The organism is Micromonospora sp. CPCC 205739 (genome assembly GCF_036906795.1).
In the GTDB taxonomy this organism is placed as follows: domain Bacteria; phylum Actinomycetota; class Actinomycetes; order Mycobacteriales; family Micromonosporaceae; genus Micromonospora.
In genome coordinates this window covers 18,458-44,869 of sequence record NZ_JBAKHS010000020.1, presented here as the reverse complement: position 1 = coordinate 44,869, position 26,412 = coordinate 18,458, and the positions used below count along the sequence as shown (strand labels likewise).

Sequence of the window (26,412 nt, the reverse complement as noted above, 5' to 3'; positions counted from 1 at the left end):
GTCGGATCCGGCGTCGGGCCGAGGTCGGCTCGCCGCACCGCACCGACATCGCCGCCGCCGCGGTCGAGGGCCGGCTCGCCGTCCCCGACCGACGACCGGCCCGCCCGTCGGGCGGGGAGGTCCCCGCCCGACGGAGCGTCGTCAGAGCATTCCGAGCCCGGCACCGATGACGGCCTGGGCGGTACGGCTGAGCTCCTCACCCTTGGCGTCGGTCCCGGTGATCGAGTACTGCATCCGGAACCGACCATCGCGAGTGGACGCCACGCCGGTCAAATACCCGAACCGGGACCCCGTCTTGATCCACAGAAGTTCGCCTCCGGGCAGTGGGAACGCGGTGAGCCCGACGCTGTACCGGGCCGGACCGCCGGCGATGTCGGGGACCGCGGGCAGGGTGAACATCTCGGCCAGCTGGGCCGGCGGCACGACCCGGCCGGCGAAGAGTGCGGTCATGAACGTGTCCAGGTCGACCAGGCTGGAGATGACGTTGCCGGCGGCCGGGGTGAAGGTCTGGCTCCACGTGGTCGCGTCCACCAGTTCAGTGGCCCCGTCGCGCACGACGGCCTGGTATCCGTGGGCGTGCGGACCGAGGATGCGCGGGTCGTCGCCGGGGGCGTAGGTGCTGCGCAGGCGCAGCGGGCCGGCGATCCGCCGTTCCAGCTCCCGCGCGTACGGGTGGCCGGTGACCTTCTCCACCAGCAGGCCCGCGACGATGTAGCCCATGTTCGTGTAGTGCTGCCTGGTCCCGGGCTCGAACTCCCGGGGGTTGCGCAGGCCGAGCCGCACGACCTGCTCCGGCGTCCACCGGTCGTACCGGTGGGCGAGCTGCCACTCGATCCCGTCCGGCATGGTCGGGCTGGGGATGCCGCTGGTGTGGTCGAGCAGCTGGCGAACGGTGACGGTCGGATAGTCGGCGGGCAGCAGCCCGGGCAGGTGACGCTGCACCGGATCGGCCAGGTCGATGCGGCCCTCGGCGGCCAGTTGCAGCACCAGCGCGGCGGTGAAGACCTTGGTGACGCTGCCGATCCGGAACCGGGCGTGCGGCGGGACGGGGGCCTGGCTGCGCAGGTCTCGCACTCCGCTGACGCCGGTCCAGCAGCCCTCCGGCGTGGAGATGCGCACCTGCGCGCTGGTCGCGTCGGCGTTCGGTAAGCCGCTGATCGACGCGCGCAGCGGGGACGGATCGAGGGTGCCGGGGTGGCAGGTGGCTCCCGCCCGGCCGGCGGCGCTGCCCGGAGCGGCTGCGGCGGGGGTGGCGACGGTCAGCGCCAGGCCGAGCGCCGCGACGACGAGGACGGGGGTACGGCTGTTCGTGATCTTCATACGGTCGAGCCTCCCGCCCGGGTGGGGCCGGGAGCATCGGGGAGAATCCCTTGGCGTACCCGGGACGGTGGCTCGGGGTACCCCTCGGTCAACCGTAGTAGCGGCGCAGTTCCCGGCTGAGCACCTTCCCGGTGGCGTTGCGCGGCAGGTACTTCACGAAGATCACGTCCCGGGGTACGGAGAACCGGGCCAGGTAGTGCCGGACGTACTCGCGGACCGCCTCGGGGTCGAGCACCTCGCCGGGGTGCAGGCCGAGGAAGGCGGCGAGCCGCTGGCCGTACTCCGGGTCGGGTACGCCGATCACGGCGGCCTCGCGGACCTGGGGGAGGCGGGCCAGCAGATCCTCCACCTCGGACGGGAAGACGTTCTCCCCGCCAGAGACGATCATGTCGTCGGCGCGGCCGTCGACGAAGAGCAGCCCGTCGGCGTTGATCCGGCCGAGGTCGCCGGTGTCGAGCAGCCCGTCGTGGGTCTCCCGACGCGCCCCGGAGGTGTAGCCCTCGAAGAGCATCTCGTTGCCCACGAAGATCCGCCCGACCCGCCCGTTGGGCACCGGCTCGCCGTCGTCGTCCAGGATCTCCAGCCGGGTGCCGTGCGGCGGCCGGCCGGCGGTGGTGGGCGCCTCGCGCAGGTCGGCGGGGCCGGCGATGGAGGCCCAGGAGACCTCCGTCGAGCCGTACAGGTTGTAGACCACGTCGCCGTAGACGTCCATGAACCGCGGCGCCAGCCCGCCGGGCAGCGCCGAGCCGCTGACCGCGACCACCTTCAGCGGCGGCCGCGGATCCGGCGGCGGCACGTCGAGCAGCCGCTGCACCATCACAGGTACGGCGAAGAGCGCCTGGCACTGGTGGGCCACGAGCGCGGCCAGCGTGGCGGTCGGCTCGAACCGGCGGTGCAGCACGATCGTGGCGCGCAGCGCGAAGGCGACCTGGAGCGCGGCGTACCCCCAGGTGTGGAAGAGCGGCGCGGCGATCATCACGGTGTCCCGGGCGTGCAGCGGGATGCGGTCGATGATGGACACCAGCGGGCCGAACCCGTTGGGAGTGGGGCGGCGGGCGCCCTTCGGCGCGCCGGTGGTGCCGGAGGTGAGCACGATCGTCCGGCCGTCGCGCTCGGGCGGTTGCAGGTCGCCGGGGAGCGCGCCGGCGATCAGCTCCTCGAGGCCGCGCTCGTCCACCCGGTGCACCTCGGCGGGGAGGCCGAGGAGCCGGTCGGCGAACTCGTCGTCGTGCACCAGCACCCGCAGCCGCTGCTCCTCGGCCACGGTGGCCAGTTGCGCGGCGGCGAGGCCGCTGTTGACCAGCACCGCGTCGGCGCCGAGCACGGTGGCGGCGACGACCGCCTCGATCAGCCCGTGGTGGTTGCGGCAGAGCACCCCGACCCGGTCGCCGGCCTGCACGCCGAGCCCGGTACGCATCGCCCGGGCCAGTCGTTCCGCCCGGTCGAGCAGCTCCTGATAGGTCAGTTCGACGCCCTGCTCGTCGATGACGGCGACCCGGCCCGGGTCGCGGGCGGCGGCCTGGCGCAGCTCGCCGGCGAGGCTCCAGCCCCACTTGCGCAGCGCCTGAAGCTGGGAGGCGACCCGGATCGGCCGGCCCGGGGTGAGCAGCCCCCGCCGGGTCAGCGTGGCCACGACGAACGGCAGGTCCATGTGGCGGCCTCCTTCGGGGGTGCGGTGAAGGGCCCCCGCGGGGGCCCTTCACACGGGACGTCACCTTTCGATCATGCACCGGATGCTTCCGGTAGCCCAACCGGTGCGAGCAGTTGCCAGCTGGTGGACAGCCGGCAGTGGCGTACGCCACCACCGACGGTGACGGGTCAGCGGATCTGCATGCCGGAGATGGCGCGGGAGATGACCAACCGCTGGATCTCGGAGGTGCCCTCGAAGATGGTGTAGATCTTGGCGTCCCGGTACCACCGCTCGACCGGGTGGTCGCGCAGGAAGCCCGCGCCGCCGAGCAGCTGCACCGCCTTCTCGGTCACCGCGACGGCCACCTCGCCCGCCTTGAGCTTGGACATCGAGCCCTCGCCGGCGGTGAAGGGGCGGTTGTTGCGGCCCATCCAGGAGGCCCGCCAGACCAGCAGCCGGGCGGCGTCGATCTCCATCTTCATGTCGGCCAGCGCGAACGCGACCGCCTGGTTGGCGATGATCGGCCGTCCGAACTGGACCCGGTCCTTCGCGTAGTCCAGGGCGTACTCGTAGGCGGCCCGGGCCACGCCGAGCGCCTGCGCGCCGACGGTGGGCCGGGACAGCTCGAAGGTGCGCATCGCGGCCTGCCCGGAGGCCTTCTGCCCGGAGCGGGCCCGGTCGAGCCGCTCCAGCAGGGCGTCCCGGCCGCCGAGCAGGCAGCGCCCGGGCACGCGTACGTCGTCGAGGAAGACGTCGGCGGTGTGCGACGCGCGCAGGCCCAGCTTGCGCAGCTTGCGGGTCGCGTTCAGCCCGGCGGTGCCCGGCGGTACGACGAACGCGGCCTGCCCGCGCGAGCCCAGCTCCGGCTCGACCGAGGCGGTGACCACGTGCACCCCGGCGATCCCGCCGTTGGTGGCGTACGCCTTCTGCCCGCGCAGCACCCACTCGTCGGTGGCCTCGTCGTAGACCGCCCGGGTACGCATCGCGCCGACGTCGGAGCCGGCCTCCGGCTCGCTGGTGCAGAACGCGGCCACGGCGGGCTGGTCGACGTCGCCGAAGCACTGCGGTACCCACTCGACCAGCTGATCGGGGGTGCCCGCGCCGTAGATGGCGGCGACCGCGAGGCCGGTGCCGAAGATGCTCAGGCCGATGCCCGCGTCACCCCAGAAGAGTTCCTCGCTGGCGATCGGCAGGGAGAGGCCGGTGGGGTCGGCCCAGCAGGTGGCGAGGAACTCGAAGCCGTAAAGGCCGACCTTCGCCGCTTCCTGGATGATCGGCCAGGGAGTCTCCTCCCGGGCGTCCCACTCGGCCGCGGCCGGGCGCACGACCTCGGCGGCGAAGCCGTGCACCCAGTCGCGTAGATCCCGCTGTTCCTCGTTCAGGTCGAGCGAGAACTCGGCCATGTCAGGCCTTGGGGATGTCGAACAGGTTGGCGATGTTGGCCGCCAGGCCCAGGTCGCCCTTGGCCTTGAGCTTGCCGGTCATGAACATCATCACCGGGTTGGCGCCACCGGAGACGATCTTCAGGAACTCGACCGGGCCCATGGTGAGGCTGAGCTTCGGGTCGTGCTGCGGGGTCTCGTTGACCGTGCAGGTGCCGTCGGCGATGGCGACCTCGTAGGTGTCGGTGCCACCGTCGGGCCGGCCGGTGATGTTCCAGTGGATGACCGCGTTGGTGGAACCGGCCCGGTCGGCGCGGAACAGCTGCGGCATCCGGCCGAAGACCTCGCTGAGGATCTTGCCGCGCAGGTCGCCGGACATCACCTCGGCGATCTTGTCGTCGGGGGTGGACTTGACGAGCTGCGCGAACTCCTTGGGGCCGACGTTGGCGAAGTTGGCCGGGTCGAAGTCAGTCATGGGGGAATGCACCTCTCGGGCGGGCCGACTTTGGTTACTCGGGCGTAACCTTACGCACGAGTAGGTATGCTCGCAAGAGTGTCCAGCACACCCACGTTCAAGCGCCTACCCCGGGCCGTACGCGAGCAGCAGATGCTCGACGCCGCGGTCAAGGTCTTCTCCCGGCGCGGCTTCCACGCCGCCAGCATGGACGAGATCGCCGAGGACGCCGGCATCTCCAAGCCGATGGTCTACGCCTACCTCGGCACCAAGGAGGAGCTCTTCGTCGCCTGCCTGCACCGTGAGGGCACCCGGATGATGCAGGCGATCGCCGGGGCGGCCGCACCCGACCTGCCCGCCGACGAACGGCTCTGGCGTGGGCTGCGTGCCTTCTTCGGCTTCGTCGGGGCGCACCGGGACGGCTGGGCGGTGCTCTACCGGCAGGCCCGGGGCTCGCAGCCGTTCGCCGGGGAGCTGGCCGCGATGCGCGCCCGCCTGGTCGAGGTCGTCGCGGGGATGCTCGACCACGCGCTGCGCGCCGAGGGGCGCGAGGTGGGCGAGACCGAGCTGGAGGTCGTCGCGTACGCCCTGGTCGGCGCCACCGAGTCGCTGGCCGACTGGCTCGCCGACCACCCCGAGGCCGACCCGGAGAAGACCGCCACCCGGATGATGAACGTCGCCTGGCTCGGCGCCGGCCAGCTCCTGCGCGGCGCCACCTGGCGACCCCCGGCGAGCTGAGGGCCGCGCTCGCTCTGGTCCGGCGGCTCATGATCGGGTGACGAGTTCCGGCAGCTTCGACGGCGTGTCGTCGCGGATATTGCGACCCGATCATGGGAGCAGCGGGGAGCAGCCGGGTCAGCGGTGGACGGCGGGGTGGCGGTGGGCGCGTTGGCGCAGCCGACGGACCACCTCCAGCAGGCCGGTCAACGCCAGGGAGAGGGCGACCCCGGCGAGCAGGCCCTTGACCGGATCGCGTTCGAAGGCGAGGCCGCCGAAGTAGCCCAGCAGGCCGCAGTAGGTCGCCCAGGTGCCGGCCGCGAGGGTGTCGAAGAGCAGGAAGCAGCGCAGCGGGTAGCGGACCGCGCCCATGGTCAGGGTGACCGCGGTGCGACCGCCGGGGACGTACCGGGCGGTCATCAGGATCATCCCGCCGCGCTGCTCCACGGCCCGGCGGGCCCACTCGGAGCCGGCCCGGCGGCGGCTCTCCGCGGGGAGCCGGGTCAGCCGGTGAGCACCCCCGCCCCGGCCGATGCCGTAGGAGACGTGGTCACCGGCGAGCGCGCCGAGCGCGGCGCTCACGATCACCGCGACCAGGTTCGGCTCCCCGGCGGCGGCGAGGACCCCGGCGGTGATCACCACGGTCTCGCCGGGCACCGCCGGGAAGAACGCGTCGACCGCGGTGACCGCGAAGATCACCAGGTACACCCACGGCGAGCTGACCGTGTGGCGGAACAGGTCGAGCACGGGCTCCATGCCCTCATGCTCCGGGCTCGGCCACCGCCCCCGGGCCGAGTCGGCGGATCAGGACACCGGCGACCGGTGGCCGGACTTACCGGCGGCCGCGGCTACGGCCCGGTGGCCGGCGCGCCCGGCTTCCTCGGCCAGCCAGCCGTGCGGCGTCTTCTCCTCGGCGGTGGGGCCGTGCGAGGTGAGCACCACCGGGGCGCCCAGCTCCCCGGCCACCGCCGCCGCCCAGTCGGCGGGCGGGTCGTCGTAGACCGGCCGGGCCCGCAGCAGGCGGGCGGTGAGGGCCGCCTGCCGGTCCAGGTCGCCCGGCGGGCCGGGCAGCAGCCGGTCCATCCCGTCGTAGCGGCGGCACAGCCGCAGCCGGGGTCCGGCGATGTCGAGATGGGTGAGGGCGAGGCCGTCGACCCCACCCGCCACGGCGAGGGCGTACCGGTGGGCCACCGCGTCGAAGTGCCCGAACCGGAAGCGGCCCTGCCACGGGTTGGTCGGGTTGTGCGGGTCGGTCAGCGGCAGCGTCCGGTCCTCGGTCACCAGCGGCCCGGGCCCGTGCCGGGTGGTCACCACCCGTACGACGCCCAGCCGCCGCGCCTGCCCGGCCAGGCCCGCCTCGGCCAGCAGCGCCTCGGCGTTGGCGAAGGTCGTCGTGCTCCACGTGGTGTACGGGTGGAAGCCATGCCACTCGTCCAGCAGCACCCCCTGCGCTCCCTCGAAGACGCAGGTCCCCGCCCGCAGCGCCCCCGCCAGCCAGGACCGGTCGACGATCGCCACCCGGGCGGCGAACCCGGTGAACGCGGGCAGGCAGTCCTCGACCGGCGGCGCGTCCAGCGGACCCAGCTCGGCGGTCAGCCGGTCCCGCAGCGCGGTCAGCCGGCGGCGGAGCAGGGCCGGGCGGCGGCAGTCGGCCACCCGGGGCGCCTCGTCCGGGTGGGCGAGGCCGTACCCGACGGCCTCGCCCACCCCCAGCCCGCAGGAGCCGTGCCGGTCGGCTCCCCGGGCGGTCTCCCGGGCCCGGTTCGCGGCCCGGTGGTACGGGGTGGCCAGCAGCGCCTCCCCGTCCACCGTCAGCCGGTCGAGTGCGTCGGGCACCCCCACCGAGGTGAGGTGGTCGGCCTCGGCGGCCAGCGCCAGCGGGTCCACCACCACGTGCCGCGACAGGTGCGTACCGACGCCGGGGCGGAACGTCCCGGCGCCGAACTGCGCGTACGTGTGGTGTCGCCCGTCGCGCAGCACGACGTTGTGTGCCGCCTGCGCGCCCCCGTTGAAACGGACCACCGTGTGGACGGGCCGGGTCGCGCAGAGCCAGTCCACGACGGTGCCCTTGCCGGCGTCGCCGTAGCCGAGGTCGACCACCATCACGTGGTTCACAGCCGGGTGACCCCGCGACCGTCGGTGCGGGTGACCGGCAGCGCGGCCACCTCGGTCCGCCGCCCGCCGTCGAGCCGGGCCAGCGCCCTGGACACCGTGCCGGTGGCCGTCGAGCCCGCCCGGTCCAGGTCGCGCAGGCCCTCGTCCAGGTCGATGGCCTGCTCGCCGAGCCCGATCGTCAGCGCGATGGTCTCGCAGACCGCGTCCAGGTCGTCCAGCTCGACGGCCTGCTGCCCGAGCAGGCCCCGCCAGTGGTCGAGCACGGTGGCGTTGCCGGAGTAGTGGCTGCCGGCGGGGAGCAGGTAGTAGGTGTCCCAGCGGCGGGTCACCTCGTCCACGATCTGCCGCAGCCCGACGTCCTCGCGCAGGTCGTCACCGATCAGGCGGGCCACCTCGCGGGCCTTCACCCGGGGGTAGGCGAGTTCGTCGCCGATGATGAACAGGTAGCCGCGCCGGCCGCGCTTGTCCCAGCTGTCGGTGGCGGTGTGCCGGGCCATGAAGTACATCGCCAGCTCGTACGACTCGGTCATCTGCCCGCCGCCGCCACCCTCCAGCACGATCCGGCCGAGGTCGTCGTCCATCCGGTTGTCCGACTCGAACTGCCCGACCTGCAACGGCACCCGGTCGCAGGTGGCGTCGCCGATCGCGCCGAACATGATCTGCGGGTCGCGGGCGTAGCCCTGCCGCAGCAGCAGGCCGAGCAGCTGCGGCAGCTTGGTCTGGAGCACGCGCGGCACGTGCCCCATCGAGCCGGTCACGTCGAAGAGCACCGCGATCGGGGTCGACTGCGGGTGCTCGGCCGAGTCGCGGCTCTCCCGCACCGCGCCGCGGGGGTCGAGCGCGGGGTGCACGGTGCGCGCCCCGCTGTCGCTGTAGGAGAAGGCGCTGGCGCCGGTGGCCCGGCGGTAGCGGTCCGCGGCGTCGTACACGTCGGTGGACCAGATTCCACTGCCCATGACAGCTCCTAACGGGTGAGGGTGAAGGGGCGGAAGGTGCGCGGCCCGTACTGCCGGTCCAGTACCTGGTCCAGCTCGCCCAGCAGCCGCCAGGCGTCGTCGGGTCGGGCGTTCAGGGCGGGGCGCCGGCACCCGGCGGCGAAGTCGCGCAGCGCGCGCGGTGCCCGGTCGCCCATCAGGTCGGTCATGCAGCGGGCGGCCATCGCGATGTCGGTGCCCGGGCCGCACGGCCGCCTCGCGACGACCTCTGGCGGGTACCAGTCCTCGTGGCCGGGCACCAGGGCCGGAACGGTGCCGCCGTCGACCACCGAGAAGCACCAGTCGACGAGCACCACGCCATGCGCGTCGGGCTCGATCAGGACGTGCCGGGGCAGCACCGCGCCGTGCACCACGCCGGCCCGGTGGGCCAGGCCGAGCGCGACCAGCAGCCGCCGCCACATCCAGGCCACGTCGCGGCCGTCCAGCCCGTCCGGGTACGCCCGGCGCACCTCGTCGAGGCTGCGCAGGCCGGGCGCGGTGGCCAGCACGGTGACCTGCCGTTCGACACCGGTGGCCGGGTCGCGGGTGCGCAGCGAGTCGACCAGTCGGGGCACGTACGGCAGGTGCCGGGGGTCGCCGCGATCCTCGATCACCCGCAGGGCGTGCGCCTCACGGGTCATCAGGTCGTTGTCGGCCGGGTTGCGGGGCAGCTTGAGCAGCCGGTCCGCCCCGACGTCGTACAGGTCGGCGAGGTCGCCGACGTGGGCGAGGCGGGTGAGCCGGTAGTCGCCGAGCGCGCCTCGGGCCCGCCACCGGGTGATGACCCGGGCCAGCGCGTCGGCGGCCTCGGCGCGTACCCGCGGGTCGGCCGCGCCCAGCCGGTCGGGGTGCAGGGCCGCGACCAGCCGCCGGTAGCGGCGGGCCGGCTCGGTCGTGCCGAACAGCTCCTCGTCGGTGCGAGCCGCCGCGACCAGCCGGATCGCCTCGTCGGTCCTCACCGGACCGTCTCCTCGCGGGCGGGGCGCAGCAGCGCCGGGTGCAGCAGCCGGGCGTCGCCGGCCCGGTAGAGCTTGGCGCGGGGCCCGCCCCGGGCGCCGCCCCGCTCGGTGCTGGCGCCGGTGCTCTCCACGAAGCCCGGCACGGAGAGCACCTTGCGGTGGAAGTTGCCGGCGTGCAGCGGGTGCCCCCACACCGTCTCGTAGACGGCGCGCAGCTCGCTGATGGTGAACTCGCCGTCGAGGAAGCGGGTGGCCAGCGGGGTGTACTCCAGCTTGGCGCGGGCCCGTTCCAGCCCGTCTTCGATGATCCGGCCGTGGTCGAAGGCGAGCTGCCGGCTGGTCAGCGCGGTCACCGGCAGCCAGATCGCCTCGTCGGCGTCGGTGCCGGCGGCCGGGTCGGGCAGGTCGGGCGCGAAGGCGAGGTGGGCGACGGAGACGACGCGCATCCGCGGGTCGCGGTCGACGGCGCCGTAGCTGGCGAGCTGTTCCAGGTGTACGCGGCGCAGCCGTTCGCCGCCGAGCCCGGTCTCCTCGGCCAGCTCCCGGCGCGCGCCGGTGGCCAGGTCCTCGTCGGGGCGGACGAACCCGCCGGGCAGCGCCCAGTGGCCCTCGTACGGCGGTTGGCCCCGGCGGATCAGCAGCAGGTGCAGCTCGCCGTCGCGGATGGTCAGCGCGACCACGTCGACGGTGACGGCGATCGAGGGGTAGGCCGAGGGGTCGTACGCGGCGAGGAAGTCCTGCTCGTTCACGGCGTCTCTCTCACTTCGAGAACAACTCAATGTGAGAACAACCTAACGCACGACGGGGTGAAAGCCAACCCCTCGCGTCGTTCAGCGGATGGTGCCGACCAGGTGCGGACGACCGGTCCGCGCGTCGTGCAGGGCGAAGTCCCAGGCCGGGGTGGCACTGAACGCCACGGTGCCGGGCAGCGGCACCGGGAGCTTGAACGCCACGTCCACCGTGTACGCGTCCGGCAGCCGGCTCTCCAGCGTCGCCAGGCAACGGGCCTTGCTCCACATCCCGTGCGCGATCGGGCGGGGGAAGCCGAGCAGCCGCGCTCCCAGCCGGGAGGTGTGGATCGGGTTGTGGTCGCCGGAGACCCGGGCGTAGTCCGTACCGACCCGGGGCTCGACGCGCCAGCGGGCGGTGGCGGCTGGCGGCGCGGGCCGCTCACCCCGGTCGCGCCGCGCACCGCCGCCGGGCGTGCGCTCCTTGCCCAGGTACGTCGAGACGCCCCGCCAGACCTCCTCGCCACCGACCGACCCGACCAGGACGACGTCGATCTGCCGTCCCCGCTCGTGCGGTCGCAGGTTCTCCGCGTACGTGACGAAGTCCAGCGTCTCGCCGGCCTCGATCGGGCGGTGCACGGTGATCCGGTTGCCCACGTGCACCACGCCGGTCAGCGCGATCGGGAACTCCGGCGTGGTCATCAGCCGCAGCGACAGCGGGAAACCCATGACGTGCGGGTACGTGGCCGGCAGCCGGTCGGCCAGGCGGAACCCGCAGACCCGGTCGTAGTCGGCCAGGTGCGCCCGGTCGACGGTGCTCCCGGCGACGGCCAGCTCGACCTGCGGCGGGGCGTCCGGGCGGCGGGACCGGCCGATGACCGGCACCGCGTCGCGCAGCGCCCGGCGGTAGAGCGCGCCGGGCGCCGGCATCCGGGGCAGCTCGACCCGCGCCCGGCCCGCCGGGGCGGCGTACCCGGACAGATCCGTGGTCGCGTACGCCGACAGGTCGTGGGTGGCTTCCAGGCTCACGTCGTGCTCCGACGAGGCGGCCCGGACGGCGGCCAGGTCCGCCGCCGAGATCACCTCGGTCGGCCCGTCGATGAGGTCTCCCACGGAGAGGTTCTCCGCCGGGCCGTTCTCCGGCCGCTTCTTCCTCGCCATCACGCCCCCAGCAGACTCTGGCCGCAGACCCGGACCACGTTGCCGCTCACCGCGCCGGACGCCGGCCAGGCCAGCCAGCCGATCGTCTCGGCCACGTCCACCGGCAGCCCGCCCTGCGCCATGCTGTTCATCCGGCGGCCCGCCTCGCGCAGCGCCAGCGGGACGCGGGCGGTCAGCCGGGTCTCGATGAAGCCGGGGGCGACCGCGTTGACGCTGATCTCGCGCTCGCGCAGCGCCGGGGCCAGCGACTCGACCAGCCCGATCACGCCTGCCTTGCTGGTGGCGTAGTTGGTCTGGCCCCGGTTGCCGGCGATGCCGGCGATCGAGGAGACCGCCACGATCCGGCCGCCGGCCGGGATCAGGTCGCGTTCCAGCAGCACGTCGTTGATCCGCTCCTGGCTGGAGAGGTTGACGTCGAGCACCTGGTCCCACCGGTCGGCGTCCATCCGGCCGAGCGTCTTGTCCCGGGTGATGCCCGCGTTGTGCACCACCACGTCGACCCGGCCGTGCCGGCCGGCGAGGTGCTCGGCGAGCCGGGTGGGCGCGTCCGGGGTGGTCAGGTCGAGCTGGACGGCGCTGCCGCCGATCTCGTTGGCCACCGCGGCCAGCTCGTCGCCCGCCGCCGGGATGTCCAGGGCGACGACCTGGGCCCCGTCGCGGGCCAGCACCTTCGCCAGCGCCGCGCCGATGCCCCGGGCCGCCCCGGTGACCAGGACCACCTGCCCGTCGAGCGGGCCGTCCCAGTCCGCCGGCGCCTCGGCGGTGCCGGCCCCGACCCGGACGACCTGCCCCGAGACGTACGCGGAGCGGCCGGACAGGAGGAATCGCAGGGTCGATTCGAGGCTGGTCAGGGTGCCCGCGTCGCCCTCCTTGGTGACGTACACGAGCTGGGCGGTGACCCCGCGGCCGAACTCCTTGCCGATGCTGCGGGTCAGGCCCTCCAGGGCGCGCTGGGCGGTGGCCTCGCGCGGCGAGCCGCACTCGCTCGGCGGGGTGCCCAGCACGATCACCCGGCCGCTGGGCAGCACCGAGCGGGCCTGCGGGTGGAAGAAGTCGTAGAGCTGGCGCAGCCCGGTGGAGTCGGTGATGCCGGTGGCGTCGTAGACCAGCGCGCCGTACCGCTGGGGAGTGCCGTCGGTGGCGGTGGTGCCGGCCACGGGATCGCGCACCTCGACCCCGGCGAAGGTCAGGATCTTTCCGACCGGCTCGCCGAGCCGGCCGCCGGTGGCCGCGCCGAGCAGCGCCGGCCCGGGCAGGAGCGGATCGCCGGGCGTGTGCCGGCGCAGTCGCGGCGGGTCGGGCAGCCCGAGGCGCTTGACCAGCGCGCGGCCGGCCCCCGATTGGACGAAGCTCGCGTACCTGTCGGTCATAGGCGTAGCCTACTGGCCAGTAGGTTGTGGGCAAGTCCTGAAACGGAGGCGGGATCGTGCAGAGCATCCGGCGGGTCGCGGTCATCGGCGGCAACCGCATCCCCTTCGCCCGGTCCAACTCGCGATACGCGAACGCGTCCAACGCGGACATGCTGGGCGCGGCGCTGGACGGGTTGGTGGCCCGGTTCGGCCTGGCCGGGCAGCGGGTCGGCGAGGTGGTGGCCGGCGCGGTGCTCAAGCACGCGAAGGACTTCAACCTCACCCGCGAGGTGGTGCTCGGCTCGAAACTCGACCCGCACACCCCCGCGTACGACATCCAGCAGGCCTGCGGCACCGGCCTGGAGGCGGCCATCCTGGTCGCCAACAAGATCGCCCTCGGGCAGATCGACGTGGGCATCGCCGGTGGCGTCGACACCACCTCCGACGCGCCCCTGGCCGTCAACGAGGACATGCGCCGCACCCTGCTCAAGCTCAACTCCGCCCGCACCCTCGGCGAGCGGCTGAAGATCGCCGCCAAGCTGCGGCCGCACCAGCCGTTCAAGCCGGAGATCCCGCGCAACGCCGAGCCGCGTACCGGGCTGTCGATGGGCGAGCACGCCGCACAGACGGCGCGGCGCTGGCAGATCGACCGGCAGGCGCAGGACGAGCTGGCGCTCCGGTCGCACCAGCGGCTCGCCGCCGCGTACGAGCGGGGCTTCTTCGACGACCTGATGACGCCCTACCTGGGGCTGACCCGGGACCAGAACCTCCGCCCGGACACCACGCTGGAGAAGCTCGGCTCGCTCAAGCCGGTCTTCGGCGCCAAGGGCCCGGACGCCGACCAGGCGACCATGACCGCCGGCAACTCCTCCCCGCTCACCGACGGCGCGTCGACCGTGCTGCTGGCGTCCGAGGAGTGGGCGCGGGAGCACCACCTGCCGGTGCTGGCCTGGTTCTCCTGGTCGGAGGTCGCCGCCGTCGACTTCGTGCACGGCGACGAGGGGCTGCTGATGGCCCCCGCGTACGCGGTGCCCCGGATGCTCGCCCGGGCCGGCCTGACCTTGCAGGACTTCGACTACTACGAGATCCACGAGGCGTTCGCCTCGCAGGTGCTGGCCACCCTCGCCGCCTGGGAGTCGCCGGAGTTCTGCAAGGACCGGCTGGGCCTGGACGCCCCGCTCGGCTCGATCGACCGGGACAAGCTCAACGTCAACGGCTCCTCGCTCGCCGCCGGGCACCCGTTCGCCGCCACCGGCGGCCGGATCGTCGCCACCCTGGCCAAGCTGCTCGACGGCAAGGGCAGCGGCCGGGGGCTGATCTCCATCTGCGCGGCCGGCGGGCAGGGCGTCACGGCGATCCTGGAGCGCTGAGCGTTCCACCGCCTTTCCGGCGGGCGTCACCGGCCCCGGCCGGCCACCTACCTGGCGCTCGCCGGCTCACGACGGCCGGCCCCGCTCGCGGGGCGGGATGGGGTCGTCGTACGCGCCCGAGCGCCCCGCGTACCGCTCACCGTCGAGGTACGGCATGGCGTTCGCGGTGCAGCCGTGCAGGCCCAGCGACTGCTGCTGCATCACCGGTGCCGGCCGGCCCCGTCCCGGGCACCGCTCGTGGCCGTGGCCGAGACGGTGCCCGACCTCGTGGTTGACCATGTACCGGCGGTAGGTGGCGAGGCTCGCGCCGTAGCCCGGCACACCCTTCACCCAGCGGGCGACGTTGAGCACCACCCGGTCGCCGTTGCGGCAGGAGGTGTAGCCGTCCGGCCCGTGTTGGCAGAGCTCGTCGCGGGTGCCGGGCGTGGCGAGGTAGATGGTGAAGTCGGCGGGCTGGCCCGGTCCGACCCGGCGCAGGCGCAGCGTCCCGTCCGCCGTCCAGCCCTGCGGGTCGTTCAACGTCCCGGTGACGTCGGCCGCGAAGGCCGACACCGACAGGCCGTGGATGTCGCGTTCCACCGCGACGCGGTAGCGCAGCAACCGGCCGGTACCACGCGGGGCCGCCGCCTCGCCGGCGGCGATCTGCCAGCGGCCGCCGCCGTCCGCGGGGTAGGTGATCGGGACGGGCCGCGGCCGGGCGGTCACCGGCGGCGACGCCGCGGGCGCGGCCGTCGTGGTGGCCGGCCCGGCGGCCCGGGCGGCCGGCTGCCCCGCCGCCGGCTGCGCGCAGCCGCTGAGCAGCGCAGCCAGCAGCACCGGGACGGCACCGGCGCACGCGCGGCCCGTAGTCTTCGGCGTCATGTGTCTCCCCTCCCTGCGCACCGCCGCCTGGTGGTGCGCAGGGAGGAGGACGAGCGACCCGGCCGCAAAGTTGATCTCGCGAGGACTCAACCTTTCGCCCGCCCCACTCGTCCTGTCCGGCGTGGGGTGCGGAAAGAGCGGCAATGGCTCGGGGTGACGCGGAGTTCGTCGAGTTCGCTCGGGCCGCGTCCGGGCGGCTGGTGCACGCCGCTTACCTGATGACCGGCAACCACCACCAGGCCGAGGACGCGGCGCAGACCGCCCTGGTCCGCACGTACGCCTCGTGGTCCCGGGTCCGCGACCACGACGCCTACGGCTACGCCCGGACGGTGCTGGTCAACCACCTCGTCGACAGCTGGCGGCGGCCCTTGCGCGAGTACCCCACCGACGACCTCCCGGAGCAGCGTCGTGGGGACGTGGCTGACGAGGTCGCCACCCGACGGTGGCTGCTCGCCATCCTCGGCACGCTCAGCCCTCGCGAGCGCGCCATCGTCGTGCTGCGCTACTACTTCGACCTTCCGGAGGCGCAGGTGGCCCGCGAACTGGACGTATCGGTCGGCACGGTCAAGAGCACCAGTTCCCGTGCCCTGCAGAAGCTGCGCACCGCCGGCGCCGACGCGCCGGAGATCCACGGGACGCGCCGATGAACGAGGTGGAGCAGCTCCGCGAGGCCATGCGGACGACCGAACGGACCGACCGGACCGCCCTCGACCTGACCACGATCATGCGCGAGGGTCGCCGGCTGCGCCGCCGCCGACGACTCGCCGGCGCGGGCGCGGTGGCGCTGTCGGTGGCGGTGGTCGTCGTCGGCGTCGCGGTCGGCGTGGAGCGGACCCGCACACCCGAGCCGGATCGCCGCGCGGGTCCGGCCGTCACCACACCCGCCACGCGGCCCACGGTGACCACCACCCCGAGCCCTTGGCAGCCGCGGCCGCAGCCGGTCGGCGACGTGGTGGACGCCGGGATCCGGTACGGCGACGACCAGCGGGTCTTCTACGTGGTCCCCGTCGACGTGCCCGCACTGCCCCGGGTGAAGATCGGGTTGGTCGCCGGCCGCCGCGCCGCCGGCGGGGAGCTGACCTCGGATTTCCTCGTCAACGACGTCGCGGGCAGCGACCGGCGGCCCGGGTTCCACGAGATCGGCTACGACCAGTCGGGACCGGTGTCGACCCGCCCTCCCGTGCCCACCTTCGGGTACTTCGTCGGGCCGGCCGAGCGGATCATCGGCACGGTCGACGGCCGTCAGGTCACCGCCCGGCTGGCGAGGTGGAGCGAGGACCGGCAAGTGGTGATCTTCTGGTTCGACCCGGAGGTGCTCGCCCCCGGCGTACAGCTGGACGGCATCATCGCCCGCGACGCGCAGGGCCGGGAGTTGTGACACCGCCATCCTGACGCGGCGTGCCGGCGCGGCGCGCCTCGGCCCGGTCCGGGCGCTGCTCCTGGCGTACGAGAGAATGAGGTACGTGACGACGATCCCGAACGTGCTCGCCAACCGGTACGCCTCGCCCGAGCTGGTCGCCCTCTGGTCGCCGGAGGAGAAGGTACGGATGGAGCGGCGGCTCTGGCTCGCCGTGCTGAAGGCCCAGCGTGACCTCGGTGTGGCCGTGCCGGACGGCGTGGTCGAGGCGTACGAGCGGGTGGTCGACGACGTCGACCTGGCCTCGATCGCCGAGCGGGAGCGGGTCACCCGGCACGACGTGAAGGCCCGGATCGAGGAGTTCAGCGCGCTCGCCGGGCACGAGCACGTGCACAAGGGGATGACCTCCCGGGACCTCACCGAGAACGTCGAGCAGCTCCAGGTGCGCCGCTCGCTGGAGCTGATCCGGGACCGGGTGGTGGCCGCCCTGGCCCGGCTGGCCTGGCTCGCGCACGAGCACTCCGGGCTGGTGATGACCGGGCGTTCGCACAACGTCGCCGCGCAGGCCACCACGCTGGGCAAGCGCTTCGCGTCGGCCGCCGAGGAATTGCTGATCGCGTACGAGCGGCTGGAAGACCTGATCAACTGGTACCCGCTGCGCGGCATCAAGGGCCCGGTCGGCACCGCCGCCGACCAGCTCGACCTCTTCGACGGCGACGCGGAGAAGGTGGCCGAGCTGGAGCGCCGGGTGGCCGGGCACCTCGGGTTCAGCCGGGTGCTGGACAGCGTCGGGCAGGTCTACCCGCGCTCGATCGACGTGGCGGTGCTCGCGGCGCTCTCCCAGGTCGCCGCCGCGCCGTCCTCGCTGGCCACCACGATCCGGCTGATGGTCGGTCAGGAGCTGGTCACCGAGGGCTTCAAGCCCGGTCAGGTGGGCTCCAGCGCGATGCCGCACAAGATGAACACCCGCTCGTCGGAGCGGGTGAACGGCTTCGCCGTGATCATCCGGGGTTACCTGTCGATGGTCGGCGAGCTGGCCGGCGACCAGTGGAACGAGGGGGACGTCTCCTGCTCGGTGGTCCGCCGGGTCGCCCTGCCGGACGCGTTCTTCGCCGCCGACGGGCTCTTCCAGACCTTCCTCACCGTGCTGGACGAGTTCGGGGCGTACCCGGCGGTGATCAACCGGGAGCTGGAGCGGTTCCTGCCGTTCCTCGCCACCACCAAGATCCTCGTCGCGGCGGTCCGCCGGGGCGTCGGCCGGGAGGTGGCGCACGAGGTGATCAAGGAGCACGCGGTCGGGGTGGCACTCGCCATGCGCGAGAAGGGCGCCGCCGAGAACGACCTCTTCGACCGGCTCGCCGCCGACGGCCGCCTGGGCCTGACCCGCGCCGAGATCGACGCCCTGGTCGCCGACCCCACCACCTTCACCGGCGCCGCCCAGGCCCAGGTCGACGCGATCACCAAGCGCATCACGGCGGTCGTGACGGCCCACCCGGAGGCCGCTACCTACTCCCCGCCGCCCATCCTCTGACCCCCTGACGCCACGCCGGGGCCCGCCCGTCCCGGCGTGGCCGGGGCGATGAGGCGCCGACCTCAGGACTTGCGGGTGGGGGTGTCGGCGGCGGAGGAGAGGTTGGGGGCGCTCGCCGGCTCCGCGATGCCGCCGGGGGCCTCGGTGAAGCCGGGCTCGTGGGCGGTCTCCGCCGCGACCAGTGGCTGGTCGCTCGGCATGACGTCGGGGACCTTGGGTACGACGATCACCGCCGTGCCGTACGCGCAGATCTCCATCCACATCTCGCCGCAGTCGCGGCTGTCGAAGCGCATGCCCACCACGGCGTTCGCGCCGAGCCGGAGGGCCTCCTCGCCCAGCCGGGCCACCGAGTCGGTGCGCCACCGGGTCAGGTTGTCCGGCGCCATCGGGTCGTACGCGCCACCGCGCAGGTTCTTGACCCCCTCGCGGTACGGGTTCCGGGTCCGCGCCATCGATGAGACCACTTCGCCGAGGATCTGGCGGATCTCGTAGCCAGGCAGTTGATCCGTCGTCACGACCAGCACGTTTCCGATGCTGTCAGTCGACGCCCGGCCCGTTCGTGAGCCGTGTTCACCTGATCGGATGCTGCAAAACGAGGCGGCGCGGACGGCGGGCGCTCGCCCGGCCATCCGCGCCGCCACGGCGCTAACCGTCAGACACCGGCCACCGAGGTGATCCAGGCCCGGTTGTACGCGACGCTGCCGTAGTTCTGGATGCTCTGGCCGTCGGCGGTGGAGGCGACGCCGACCTGCCGGCCGTTGTAGAACTGCGGGCCGCCGGAGTCGCCGCGCCAGGCGTTGCCACTGATCTCGGTGCTCCGGATCGCCTGCCCGCCGTACGCGTCGGTGGCGCTGTTGCTGGTCACCTGGACCGTGGCGGTCTTGAGCTGGCTGGAGGCCGAGCAGCCGCTGTAGCAGGTCTGGCCCCAGCCGTAGATCGAGTTGGTGGAGCCGATCGGCGGGTTGCTGCTGGCCAGCGTCACCGCGCTCGTGCTGACCGGGCTGGACAGGCGCATCAGGGCGAGGTCGTAGCGGCTGTAGGTGGCGCTGACGGTGCGGGTCACGCCGCCCGAGGAGCGGTAGACGCTGCCGATCCGGACGGACATCGAGCCGTTGATGCAGTGCCGGGCGGTGAGCACCCACTGGGACGCGATAACACTGCCGGAGCAGGTGAAGGAGCCGTTGCTGAACACCGCGGCGGCCCACGGCGCGGAGGAGACGGTGTTGCCACCGATGATCGGCTGGGGGCCGGCGGGGGCGGCGGTGGCGCCGGACGAGGCGGCGAGGACGCCGGCGAGCGCGGTGGTCAGCACCGCGAGCAGGGGGCGGATGCGCATGTCGGGGGACTCCTTGTCGGCAGGCCCGGGGTCGCCGGGCTGAAGCGGCCTCGGCGGGTGAGGGGGTGACCCGTCGAGGGCGTCGAAAGCATCGACATCTGCCGATGTACGGTAGGCCGCTCGCGCTCCGTTCACAAGGGTTAATTGAGATTAATAGATGTGACGGCCCGGGGTCACGACATGCTCGTCCCTGTTTGTCGGGAACCGGTCATCCCTGCCCGCGTCCCCGGAGATTCCCCCTGCTCACCGGGGTGGTGGTGGTGCGCCGGGCGCGCGGCAGGCAACGAAACCGCATCGGCCCGGCAACGAACGCGCATCGGCCCTCCGTGCGGGCCGGTGGTTATGTTGATCAGTGCCTGAACTGCCCCCGGCCGGTGCGTCCGGAGCCGAATCTGCCAGGTACGCTGGCTGCGCTCGCCCGTAGTGGGCCGGCACCCAACTGCGTACACAGTCAGGAGTGCCCAGTGCCTCGCGTCGTCGTCGACGTCATGCTCAAGCCCGAGATCCTCGATCCTCAGGGCCAGGCCGTCGCAAACGCGCTGCCGCGGCTCGGCGTCAGTGACGTCGCCTCTGTCCGGATCGGCAGGCGGATCGAGATCGAGTTCACCGGCGAACCGGACCTGGACCGGGCCCGGGAGATCGCCGACAAGCTGCTCGCCAACCCCGTCATCGAGGACTTCACCGTCCGGGTGGTCGAGGCGGACGAGACCGTGGACGCGCACCAGTGACCGCCCGCGTCGGTGTGGTGACCTTCCCCGGGTCGCTCGACGACGGGGACGCGGCCCGGGCCGTCCGGATCGCCGGCGCCGAGCCGGTCCGGCTCTGGCACGGTGACGCGGAGCTGCACGGGGTGGACGCCGTCGTCCTCCCGGGTGGCTTCTCCTACGGCGACTACCTGCGCTGCGGCGCCATCGCCCGGTTCGCCCCGGTGATGGAGCGGGTCGTGGACGCGGCCCAGGGCGGCCTGCCGGTGCTCGGCATCTGCAACGGCTTCCAGATCCTCTGCGAGGCCCACCTGCTGCCCGGCGCGCTCACCCGCAACCAGCACCTGCATTTCCGCAACCGGGACCAGGTCCTGCGCGTGGAGTCGACCGGCACCGCCTGGACGAACGCCTTCCAGGCCGGCCAGGAGATCCTGATCCCGGTCAAGAACGGCGAGGGCTGCTACGTCGCGGACACCGCGACGCTGGACGAGCTGGAAGGCGAGGGGCGCGTCGTCGCCCGCTACGTCGGCGGCAACCCCAACGGGTCGCAGCGCGACATCGCCGCGATCACCAACCCCGCCGGCAACGTGGTCGGCATCATGCCGCACCCCGAGCACGCGGTGGAGGCGCTCACCGGCCCCTCCCTGGACGGCCTCGGCTTCTTCACCTCGGTGCTCAAGCACCTGGTGGGGACGCCGGCGTGACCGTGCGCGGCGGGATCATCGGTCGGCTCCACCGCCCGACGGGCGGCCACGAGCGCAGCGAGGAGACGTCATGACCACCCATCCGGACCCGGCCGTACGGGAGACCCCGGGCGCCTTCCCGGCCGCCCCGGCGGAGCCGCGCGTGGCCACCGTGCTGCCGCAGGGCGGCCCGGTCGACGCGGGCCGGCACGTCGACGCGGCGCCGGCCGCCGACTGGACCGCCGGCGTGGACACCGTGTCGCAGGCCGCCGGCACCCCCGAGGAGCTCCAGCCGTACGCCGAGCTGGGCCTGCGTGACGACGAGTACGACCGGATCCGGGACATCCTCGGCCGGCGCCCCACCCAGGCCGAGCTGGCCATGTACTCGATCATGTGGAGCGAGCACTGCTCCTACAAGTCGAGCAAGGTGCACCTGCGCCAGTTCGGCGAGAAGGTCCCGCCGAGCGACCGGCTGCTCGCCGGCATCGGGGAGAACGCCGGCGTGGTCCAGGTCTCCGACGAGCTGGCGGTCACCTTCAAGGTCGAGTCGCACAACCACCCGAGCTTCGTCGAGCCGTACCAGGGCGCGGCGACCGGCGTCGGCGGCATCGTCCGGGACATCCTCGCCATGGGCGCCCGTCCGGTCGCCGTGATGGACCCGCTGCGCTTCGGCGCGGCCGACCACCCGGACACCGCCCGGGTGCTGCCCGGCGTGGTCGCCGGCGTCGGTGGCTACGGCAACTGCCTGGGCCTGCCCAACATCGGCGGCGAGGTCGTCTTCGACCCCTGCTACCAGGGCAACCCGCTGGTCAACGCGCTCTGCCTCGGCGTGCTGCCGGTCGACCGGCTGCAGAAGAAGGACGCCACCGGCCCCGGCAACATCGTGGTGCTGATGGGCGCCAAGACCGGCCGCGACGGCATCGGCGGCGTCTCGGTGCTGGCCAGCGCCACCTTCGACGAGGGCAGCGAGCAGCGTCGCCCGTCCGTGCAGGTGGGTGACCCGTTCACCGAGAAGCTGCTGATCGAGGCCTGCCTGGAGCTGTACGACGCCGAGCTGGTCGTCGGCATCCAGGACCTGGGCGGCGCGGGCCTGACCTGCGCGCTCACCGAGACCGCCGCCTCGGCCGGCACCGGCATGCGGGTGTGGCTGGAGCGGGTGCCGCTGCGCGAGCCCTCGATGGAGCCGCACGAGATCCTGGCCAGCGAGTCCCAGGAGCGGATGCTGCTGGTCGTCACCCCGGAGAAGCTGGAGGCGGTGCTCAAGACCGCCGACAAGTGGGGCGTGCTGGCCACCGCGATCGGTGAGGTCACCGCGCCGTCCGCCGACGGGCAGCCCGGCCGGCTGCTGGTCACCTGGAACGACCACGTGGTGGTCGACGTGCCGCCGGGTTCCCTGGTGGACGACGGCCCGGTCTACGCCCGCCCGATGCGCGAGCCGGCCGACCTGATCCTGCTGCAGGCCGACCGGGCCGAGACGCTGCCCCGGCCGAGCACGCCGGAGGCGCTGCGGGAGACCCTGCTCCGCATGATCGCGTCGCCCAACCTGGCCGACAAGACCTGGGTCACCGAGCAGTACGACCGCTACGTGCTGGGCAACACCGTGCTCGCCCAGCCGGAGGACTCCGGCGTGATCCGGATCGACGAGCGCACCGGCCTCGGTGTGGCCCTGTCGGTGGACGGCAACGGCCGGTACGCCCGCCTCGACCCGTACAACGGGACGAAGCTGGCGCTGGCCGAGGCGTACCGGAACGTGGCGGTGACCGGCGCGAAGCCGATCGCCGTGACCAACTGCCTCAACTTCGGCTCGCCGGAGGACCCGGGCGTGATGTGGCAGTTCGCCGAGGCCGTGCGCGGCCTGGCCGACGGCTGCCTCGAACTGGGCATCCCGGTGACCGGCGGCAACGTCAGCTTCTACAACCAGACCGGCGCCGCCGCGATCCACCCGACCCCGGTGGTCGGCGTGCTCGGCGTGCTGGACAACGTCGCCGACCGGGTGCCGATGGGCTTCGTCCCGCGTGGCGGCGGCGACCACGACCAGCTCTTCCTGCTCGGTGACACGCACGTGGAGCTCTCCGGCTCGGAGTGGGCCTGGGTGACCCACGAGCACCTGGGCGGCATGCCGCCGCAGGTCGACCTGGCCCGCGAGCGGGTGCTGGCCGAGCTGATGGCCGAGGCGGCCCGGGTGGGTCACCTCAGCTCTGCGCACGACCTCTCCGACGGTGGTCTCGCCCAGAGCCTGGTCGAGTCGTGCCTGCGGCGCGGGGTCGGCGCCCGGATCGGCGTGCCGGAGCGGTTCGCCGACGGGTCGCTGCCGTTCGTCTTCCTGTTCAGCGAGTCGGCCGGCCGGGTGCTGGTCTCGGTGCCGCGCGGTCACGAGAAGGCGTTCACCGCCCTCTGCACCGAGCGTGGCGTGCCGTGGGAGCTGATCGGCGTGACCGACTCGGCGAGCCGCGCCCTGGAGGTGCACGGCCAGTTCCGGATCGGCCTGGACGAGCTGCGCCAGGCGCACACCGCCACCCTGCCCCGGCTCTTCGGCGGCCCGGAGGCGGCCCAGGTCGAGGTCGAGGCGACCCGGACCGGCACCACCACCGTCGCGCCGGCCACCGCCGCGCAGCCGGTGGACGTGCCGACCGCCGAGGATGCCGAGCCGGCCGATGCCGAGGCGCAGCCGGAGCCGGCCGCCGTCGACGGGTCGCCCCGGTCCGAGGCCGCCGTCGACGAGGCCACCGGTGCCGAGGCGGCGGAGCAGGAGCGTCCGACCACGGAGGTCACCGCAGATGCGACGGCTCCCGACGCTCCGGCGGCCCCGGCCGACCCGGGCGACGACGAGCAGTCCGCCGCGTCCGACAAGCGCTGAGGCCTTGGCCGCAGCCGTCCATGTCCAACCCGGCTCCGGCGCCCGCTTCGACTGGGGGCTGACCGGGGCGGCCGAACTCGGCCGGGTCTGCGCCGTCCTGGTGGTGGTGGACGTGCTCTCGTTCACCACCGCCGTCGAGGTGGCGGTCGGCCGGGGCATGCGGGTGCACCCGTTCCCCTGGGGTGAGCAGGCGGCGGACTACGGGCGGCGGGTCGGCGCGGTCGCCGCGGTGGGCCGCCGGCAGACCACCCCGGAGCACCCGTGGTCGCTCTCGCCGGCGGCGTTGAGCACCGCGCCGGTCGTGACCGACCTGGTGCTCCCGTCGCCGAACGGCTCCGCGATCAGCGCCGCCGCCAGCGCCACCGGCCTGCCGGTGGTCGCGGCGTGCCTGCGCAACGCCCGCGCCGTCGGGCGTTGGCTGCGCCACCAGGGGTACGGCTCGACCGACGCCCCGGTGGGCGTGGTGGCCGCCGGCGAACGCTGGCCGGACGGCTCGCTGCGCCCGTCGGTGGAGGACCAGCTGGGCGCGGCCAGCGTGCTGGACGCCATCTCCGGCGTACCGGGTGGACTCTCCGTGGAGGCGGCGATGGCGCTCGCCGCGCTGGCCAGCACCCCCGACGTTCCGGCGGCGGTGCGCGGCTGCGTCTCCGGCCGGGAACTGATCGAGGGCGGCTTCGCCGGCGACGTGGAGGTCGCCGTGCAGATCGGCGTCTCCGAGGTGGTGCCGGTGCTGCGCCAGGGTGTCTTCTCCGCAGGCTGAGCAGATCAAGCAGAAAGGGCCGCCCGGTGATCCGGGCGGCCCTTTCCTGTCGCTCCTGCGGGTCAGTCGTCCAGCCAGTCGAGGCGGCGGCCGCCGCGATCCTGCTGCGGCGCCGCGTCCGGTCGCGCCCGGCCCGCCTGGGCCTGGTCGCCGTAGTAGCCGCCGCCCTGCTGCTGGTCGTAGCCGCGGTCGTCGTAACCGCCGCTGCGCTGCTGCGGGGGCTCCTGGTCGTAGCCGCCCTGCTGGCCGTATCCGCCCTGCTGCGGGGCGCCGTACCCGCCGCCCTGCTGGTCGTACCCGCCCTGCTGGGGGGCGCCGTATCCGCCGCCGCCCTGCTGGTCGTAGCCGCCCGGGGCAGCGCCGTACCCGTTGTCGTAACCCTGCTGCGGCGCGCCGGCGTCGTAGCCGCCCTGCCCGCCGTAGCCGTTGCCGCCGCCGTAACCGCCGGCCGGCTCCTGGCCCCGGCCGTACGGCGCCGGGTCGGGCTCGCCGTAGCCGTGCCCCTGCTCCGGCTGGTAGGTGCTGGTCGGGTACGGGTCGGCCGCCGGGGCGTACGCGCCGGTGCTCTCCCCGGTGTACCGGCCGGTGGGCTCGTCGTAGCGCTCGCCGTAGCCGCCGCCCTGGTTCGGGGCGGCGTAGCCGGGCCCGTCGGCCGGGGCGTCGTAGTCCCGGCTGCCGTAGCCGCCACCGGAGGAGGGCGCGGCACCGTAGGCACCCGCCGCCGCACCGGCCGCGCCGTAACCGGCGTCCGCGGACCCGGCGGCGCCGTAACCGCCGCCGGAGGAGGGCGCGTTGCCGTAGCCGCCCTGCTGGCCGTACCCGCCCGGGGCGGGCTCGTCGCCGTAGCCGTTGCCGGCCCAGCCGCCCGGCGCGGCGCCCGCGGCGCCGTACGCCTGCGGCGGAGCCCCGTACGGGTCCGGCGGGACGTCGTCCACGACCGGACGGTGCATCATCGTCGGCGCGTCGCTGAGCGAGGTGCCGCCGACCATGGTCGGGTCCGGTCCGGCCGCACCGACCCGGTTGACCACGCGGGTCTGGTCGTCGGCTCCCCGGAACGCGCCTCGCGCGCCGGGAACCGCGCCTGCGGCGGCGGCGCCGGCCGGGGCGTCGTCGTCCTCCTCGTCGGCGTTCTTGCGCCGCATCCAGAGCAGCACGATCGTGCCGACGCCGGCCGCGACGAGCAGGCCGCCGAGCAGGATGATGATGAAGGAGCCGGCGCCGCCGCCGTCGTCGGACGCGGCCTGGGACTGCCCGGGAGCAGCCGCCTCGGCGCTCTCATCGGTGGCCTCGTCGGTCGCCTCGTCGGTGGCCAGCGGCTCCTCGGTCGCCGACGGCGTGGCGCTCGGGGAGACCTCCACCTTGAGCGCCAGGGCGATCCGCTGGCCGGTCAGGCTGTCCCCGGCGCTCGCGTTGAACGTCTTGGTCGCCTTGATGTTGTCCTTGGTGGCGCCGAGGTCGATCCGGCCGGGGCTGATCGGCTGCGAGCTGGAGCCGCTGAAGCGGTAGTTGCCGCTGCCGTCGCTGGTGGTCTGGTACTGGTGGCCCTGCGAGTCGCGCAGCATCACGATCGCGTTGGGCACCGCCTCGCTGTTGGCGGCCACAACCACCTTGCCGGAGATCGACTTGACCGTCTGGTTCTCCTGCGGCGGGGTGGTCGTCGGGGCCGCCTTGGCCTTCACGGTCACGCTGAGCGGCCTGGAATCGGAGCCGCCCTCACCCTCGACGCGCACGGTCGCCCGGACCCCGTTTGCCGCCGGCGCGTCGTCACTGGCCGACAGGGTCAGCGTCACCCGCTGCGACCCGGGAATCAGGCCGAAGCTGACCTCCCCGCAGCCGCCGCAGCTGACGCCTTGCGGAAGACCGGTGACGCTGACGTTCGCCGTCGTCTCGCCGTCGTCCGGATTGACCTGGACACTGATGCGGCTGCTACGGCCGGCGTCGATGGTGACCGAGCCGTCCGAAGAGGTGATCTTGGCTGCGAGAGCTGGTGTGGCGGGGACGGTGAGCAGGGCGCTGGCAACCAGCGCTACGACCACACCGGCCCGCTGCTTCCAGGCACGTCGGTGTGTTGACACGTCCACCGCCTTCCGGACTGACTCCCCGGGCCGGGTCGGCCCGGGATCATCACGGTACGAATACGCCGTCGGCAACTATGCCTTGTCTG

Annotated in this window: 24 protein-coding genes; 9 read left to right on the top strand and 15 right to left on the bottom strand. The window is 73.7% G+C overall.

The window, feature by feature from the left end:
- Positions 1-141: 141 nt before the first annotated feature.
- From V6U88_RS24115 to V6U88_RS24100, 4 genes are all read right to left on the bottom strand, one after another.
- Positions 142-1,320 (bottom strand): serine hydrolase domain-containing protein, encoded by a 1,179-nt coding sequence (locus V6U88_RS24115; RefSeq protein WP_334456364.1) that lies wholly within the window; start codon positions 1,318-1,320, stop codon positions 142-144.
- Positions 1,321-1,408: 88 nt separating this feature from the next.
- On the bottom strand, positions 1,409-2,971 hold the full coding sequence (locus V6U88_RS24110) for an AMP-binding protein (RefSeq protein ID WP_334456363.1): 1,563 nt from the start codon (positions 2,969-2,971) through the stop codon (positions 1,409-1,411).
- Positions 2,972-3,138: 167 nt separating this feature from the next.
- Positions 3,139-4,353 (bottom strand): acyl-CoA dehydrogenase family protein, encoded by a 1,215-nt coding sequence (locus tag V6U88_RS24105; RefSeq protein WP_334456362.1) that lies wholly within the window; start codon positions 4,351-4,353, stop codon positions 3,139-3,141.
- Between the two features lies 1 nt (position 4,354).
- The gene (locus V6U88_RS24100) at positions 4,355-4,807 is read right to left on the bottom strand and encodes an SCP2 sterol-binding domain-containing protein (RefSeq protein WP_154940700.1); all 453 of its coding nucleotides are present in this window, start codon (positions 4,805-4,807) and stop codon (positions 4,355-4,357) included.
- A 78-nt stretch (positions 4,808-4,885) separates the two neighbouring features.
- On the opposite strand from V6U88_RS24100, the gene V6U88_RS24095 reads away from it, so the two are divergent.
- Positions 4,886-5,524 (top strand): TetR/AcrR family transcriptional regulator, encoded by a 639-nt coding sequence (locus V6U88_RS24095; RefSeq protein WP_334456361.1) that lies wholly within the window; start codon positions 4,886-4,888, stop codon positions 5,522-5,524.
- A 117-nt stretch (positions 5,525-5,641) separates the two neighbouring features.
- On the opposite strand, the gene V6U88_RS24090 is transcribed toward V6U88_RS24095, so the two are convergent.
- From V6U88_RS24090 to V6U88_RS24060, 7 genes are all read right to left on the bottom strand, one after another.
- A complete protein-coding gene (locus V6U88_RS24090; RefSeq protein WP_334456360.1) occupies positions 5,642-6,259 on the bottom strand; it encodes a DedA family protein in 618 nt (205 codons plus the stop codon).
- Between the two features lie 48 nt (positions 6,260-6,307).
- Entirely contained in the window at positions 6,308-7,618 is a 1,311-nt protein-coding gene (locus V6U88_RS24085; protein WP_334456359.1) for an adenylosuccinate synthetase, read from the bottom strand.
- Positions 7,615-8,574 (bottom strand): hypothetical protein, encoded by a 960-nt coding sequence (locus tag V6U88_RS24080; protein ID WP_334456358.1) that lies wholly within the window; start codon positions 8,572-8,574, stop codon positions 7,615-7,617. The genes V6U88_RS24085 and V6U88_RS24080 overlap by 4 nt, the downstream gene beginning before the upstream one ends.
- A gap of 8 nt (positions 8,575-8,582) precedes the next feature.
- The gene (locus V6U88_RS24075; protein ID WP_334456357.1) at positions 8,583-9,551 is read right to left on the bottom strand and encodes a serine/threonine protein kinase; all 969 of its coding nucleotides are present in this window, start codon (positions 9,549-9,551) and stop codon (positions 8,583-8,585) included.
- Positions 9,548-10,300, bottom strand: a complete 753-nt coding sequence (locus V6U88_RS24070; protein ID WP_334456356.1) for an NUDIX hydrolase — start codon at positions 10,298-10,300, stop codon at positions 9,548-9,550. Before V6U88_RS24070 ends, V6U88_RS24075 begins: the two co-directional genes overlap by 4 nt.
- An 81-nt stretch (positions 10,301-10,381) precedes the next feature.
- Complete coding sequence (locus V6U88_RS24065; protein ID WP_334456355.1) at positions 10,382-11,440, bottom strand: MaoC/PaaZ C-terminal domain-containing protein; 1,059 nt, start codon at positions 11,438-11,440, stop codon at positions 10,382-10,384.
- A complete protein-coding gene (locus V6U88_RS24060) occupies positions 11,440-12,810 on the bottom strand; it encodes a 3-oxoacyl-ACP reductase (protein WP_334456353.1) in 1,371 nt (456 codons plus the stop codon). The genes V6U88_RS24065 and V6U88_RS24060 overlap by 1 nt, the downstream gene beginning before the upstream one ends.
- 56 nt (positions 12,811-12,866) lie before the next feature.
- On the opposite strand from V6U88_RS24060, the gene V6U88_RS24055 reads away from it, so the two are divergent.
- Entirely contained in the window at positions 12,867-14,159 is a 1,293-nt protein-coding gene (locus V6U88_RS24055) for an acetyl-CoA C-acetyltransferase (protein ID WP_334456351.1), read from the top strand.
- 66 nt (positions 14,160-14,225) lie between these two features.
- On the opposite strand, the gene V6U88_RS24050 is transcribed toward V6U88_RS24055, so the two are convergent.
- On the bottom strand, positions 14,226-15,020 hold the full coding sequence (locus V6U88_RS24050; RefSeq protein ID WP_334456349.1) for a DUF3152 domain-containing protein: 795 nt from the start codon (positions 15,018-15,020) through the stop codon (positions 14,226-14,228).
- A gap of 143 nt (positions 15,021-15,163) precedes the next feature.
- On the opposite strand from V6U88_RS24050, the gene V6U88_RS24045 reads away from it, so the two are divergent.
- The 3 genes from V6U88_RS24045 (at position 15,164) to purB (ending at position 17,908) form a co-directional block, all read left to right on the top strand.
- Complete coding sequence (locus tag V6U88_RS24045; protein WP_334456348.1) at positions 15,164-15,667, top strand: SigE family RNA polymerase sigma factor; 504 nt, start codon at positions 15,164-15,166, stop codon at positions 15,665-15,667.
- Positions 15,664-16,398 (top strand): hypothetical protein, encoded by a 735-nt coding sequence (locus V6U88_RS24040; RefSeq protein WP_334456346.1) that lies wholly within the window; start codon positions 15,664-15,666, stop codon positions 16,396-16,398. Before V6U88_RS24045 ends, V6U88_RS24040 begins: the two co-directional genes overlap by 4 nt.
- An 85-nt stretch (positions 16,399-16,483) precedes the next feature.
- A complete protein-coding gene (gene purB / locus V6U88_RS24035; protein WP_334456345.1) occupies positions 16,484-17,908 on the top strand; it encodes an adenylosuccinate lyase in 1,425 nt (474 codons plus the stop codon).
- Positions 17,909-17,970: 62 nt separating this feature from the next.
- Here the strand turns inward: purB and V6U88_RS24030 are convergent, their stop codons facing one another.
- Complete coding sequence (locus V6U88_RS24030) at positions 17,971-18,537, bottom strand: YbjQ family protein (protein WP_334456481.1); 567 nt, start codon at positions 18,535-18,537, stop codon at positions 17,971-17,973.
- Between the two features lie 23 nt (positions 18,538-18,560).
- Positions 18,561-19,244, bottom strand: coding sequence for a S1 family peptidase (locus V6U88_RS24025; protein ID WP_334456344.1), 684 nt, complete (start codon positions 19,242-19,244; stop codon positions 18,561-18,563).
- Positions 19,245-19,708: 464 nt separating this feature from the next.
- Between V6U88_RS24025 and purS the strand changes: the two genes are divergently transcribed.
- From purS to V6U88_RS24005, 4 genes are all read left to right on the top strand, one after another.
- Positions 19,709-19,972 carry a phosphoribosylformylglycinamidine synthase subunit PurS gene (gene purS / locus V6U88_RS24020; protein ID WP_334456342.1) on the top strand — a complete coding sequence of 88 codons (264 nt, stop codon included), beginning with the start codon at positions 19,709-19,711 and terminating at the stop codon, positions 19,970-19,972.
- Complete coding sequence (purQ, locus tag V6U88_RS24015; RefSeq protein WP_334456340.1) at positions 19,969-20,652, top strand: phosphoribosylformylglycinamidine synthase subunit PurQ; 684 nt, start codon at positions 19,969-19,971, stop codon at positions 20,650-20,652. Before purS ends, purQ begins: the two co-directional genes overlap by 4 nt.
- Before the next feature lie 70 nt (positions 20,653-20,722).
- Positions 20,723-23,488: a phosphoribosylformylglycinamidine synthase subunit PurL gene (gene purL, locus V6U88_RS24010; RefSeq protein WP_334456338.1), complete on the top strand. Its 2,766-nt coding sequence runs from the start codon at positions 20,723-20,725 to the stop codon at positions 23,486-23,488.
- 4 nt (positions 23,489-23,492) lie between these two features.
- On the top strand, positions 23,493-24,248 hold the full coding sequence (locus V6U88_RS24005) for a 2-phosphosulfolactate phosphatase (protein ID WP_334456336.1): 756 nt from the start codon (positions 23,493-23,495) through the stop codon (positions 24,246-24,248).
- Positions 24,249-24,310: 62 nt separating this feature from the next.
- Here the strand turns inward: V6U88_RS24005 and V6U88_RS24000 are convergent, their stop codons facing one another.
- Positions 24,311-26,323 (bottom strand): carboxypeptidase-like regulatory domain-containing protein, encoded by a 2,013-nt coding sequence (locus V6U88_RS24000; RefSeq protein WP_334456334.1) that lies wholly within the window; start codon positions 26,321-26,323, stop codon positions 24,311-24,313.
- Between the last annotated feature and the right edge of the window lie 89 nt (positions 26,324-26,412).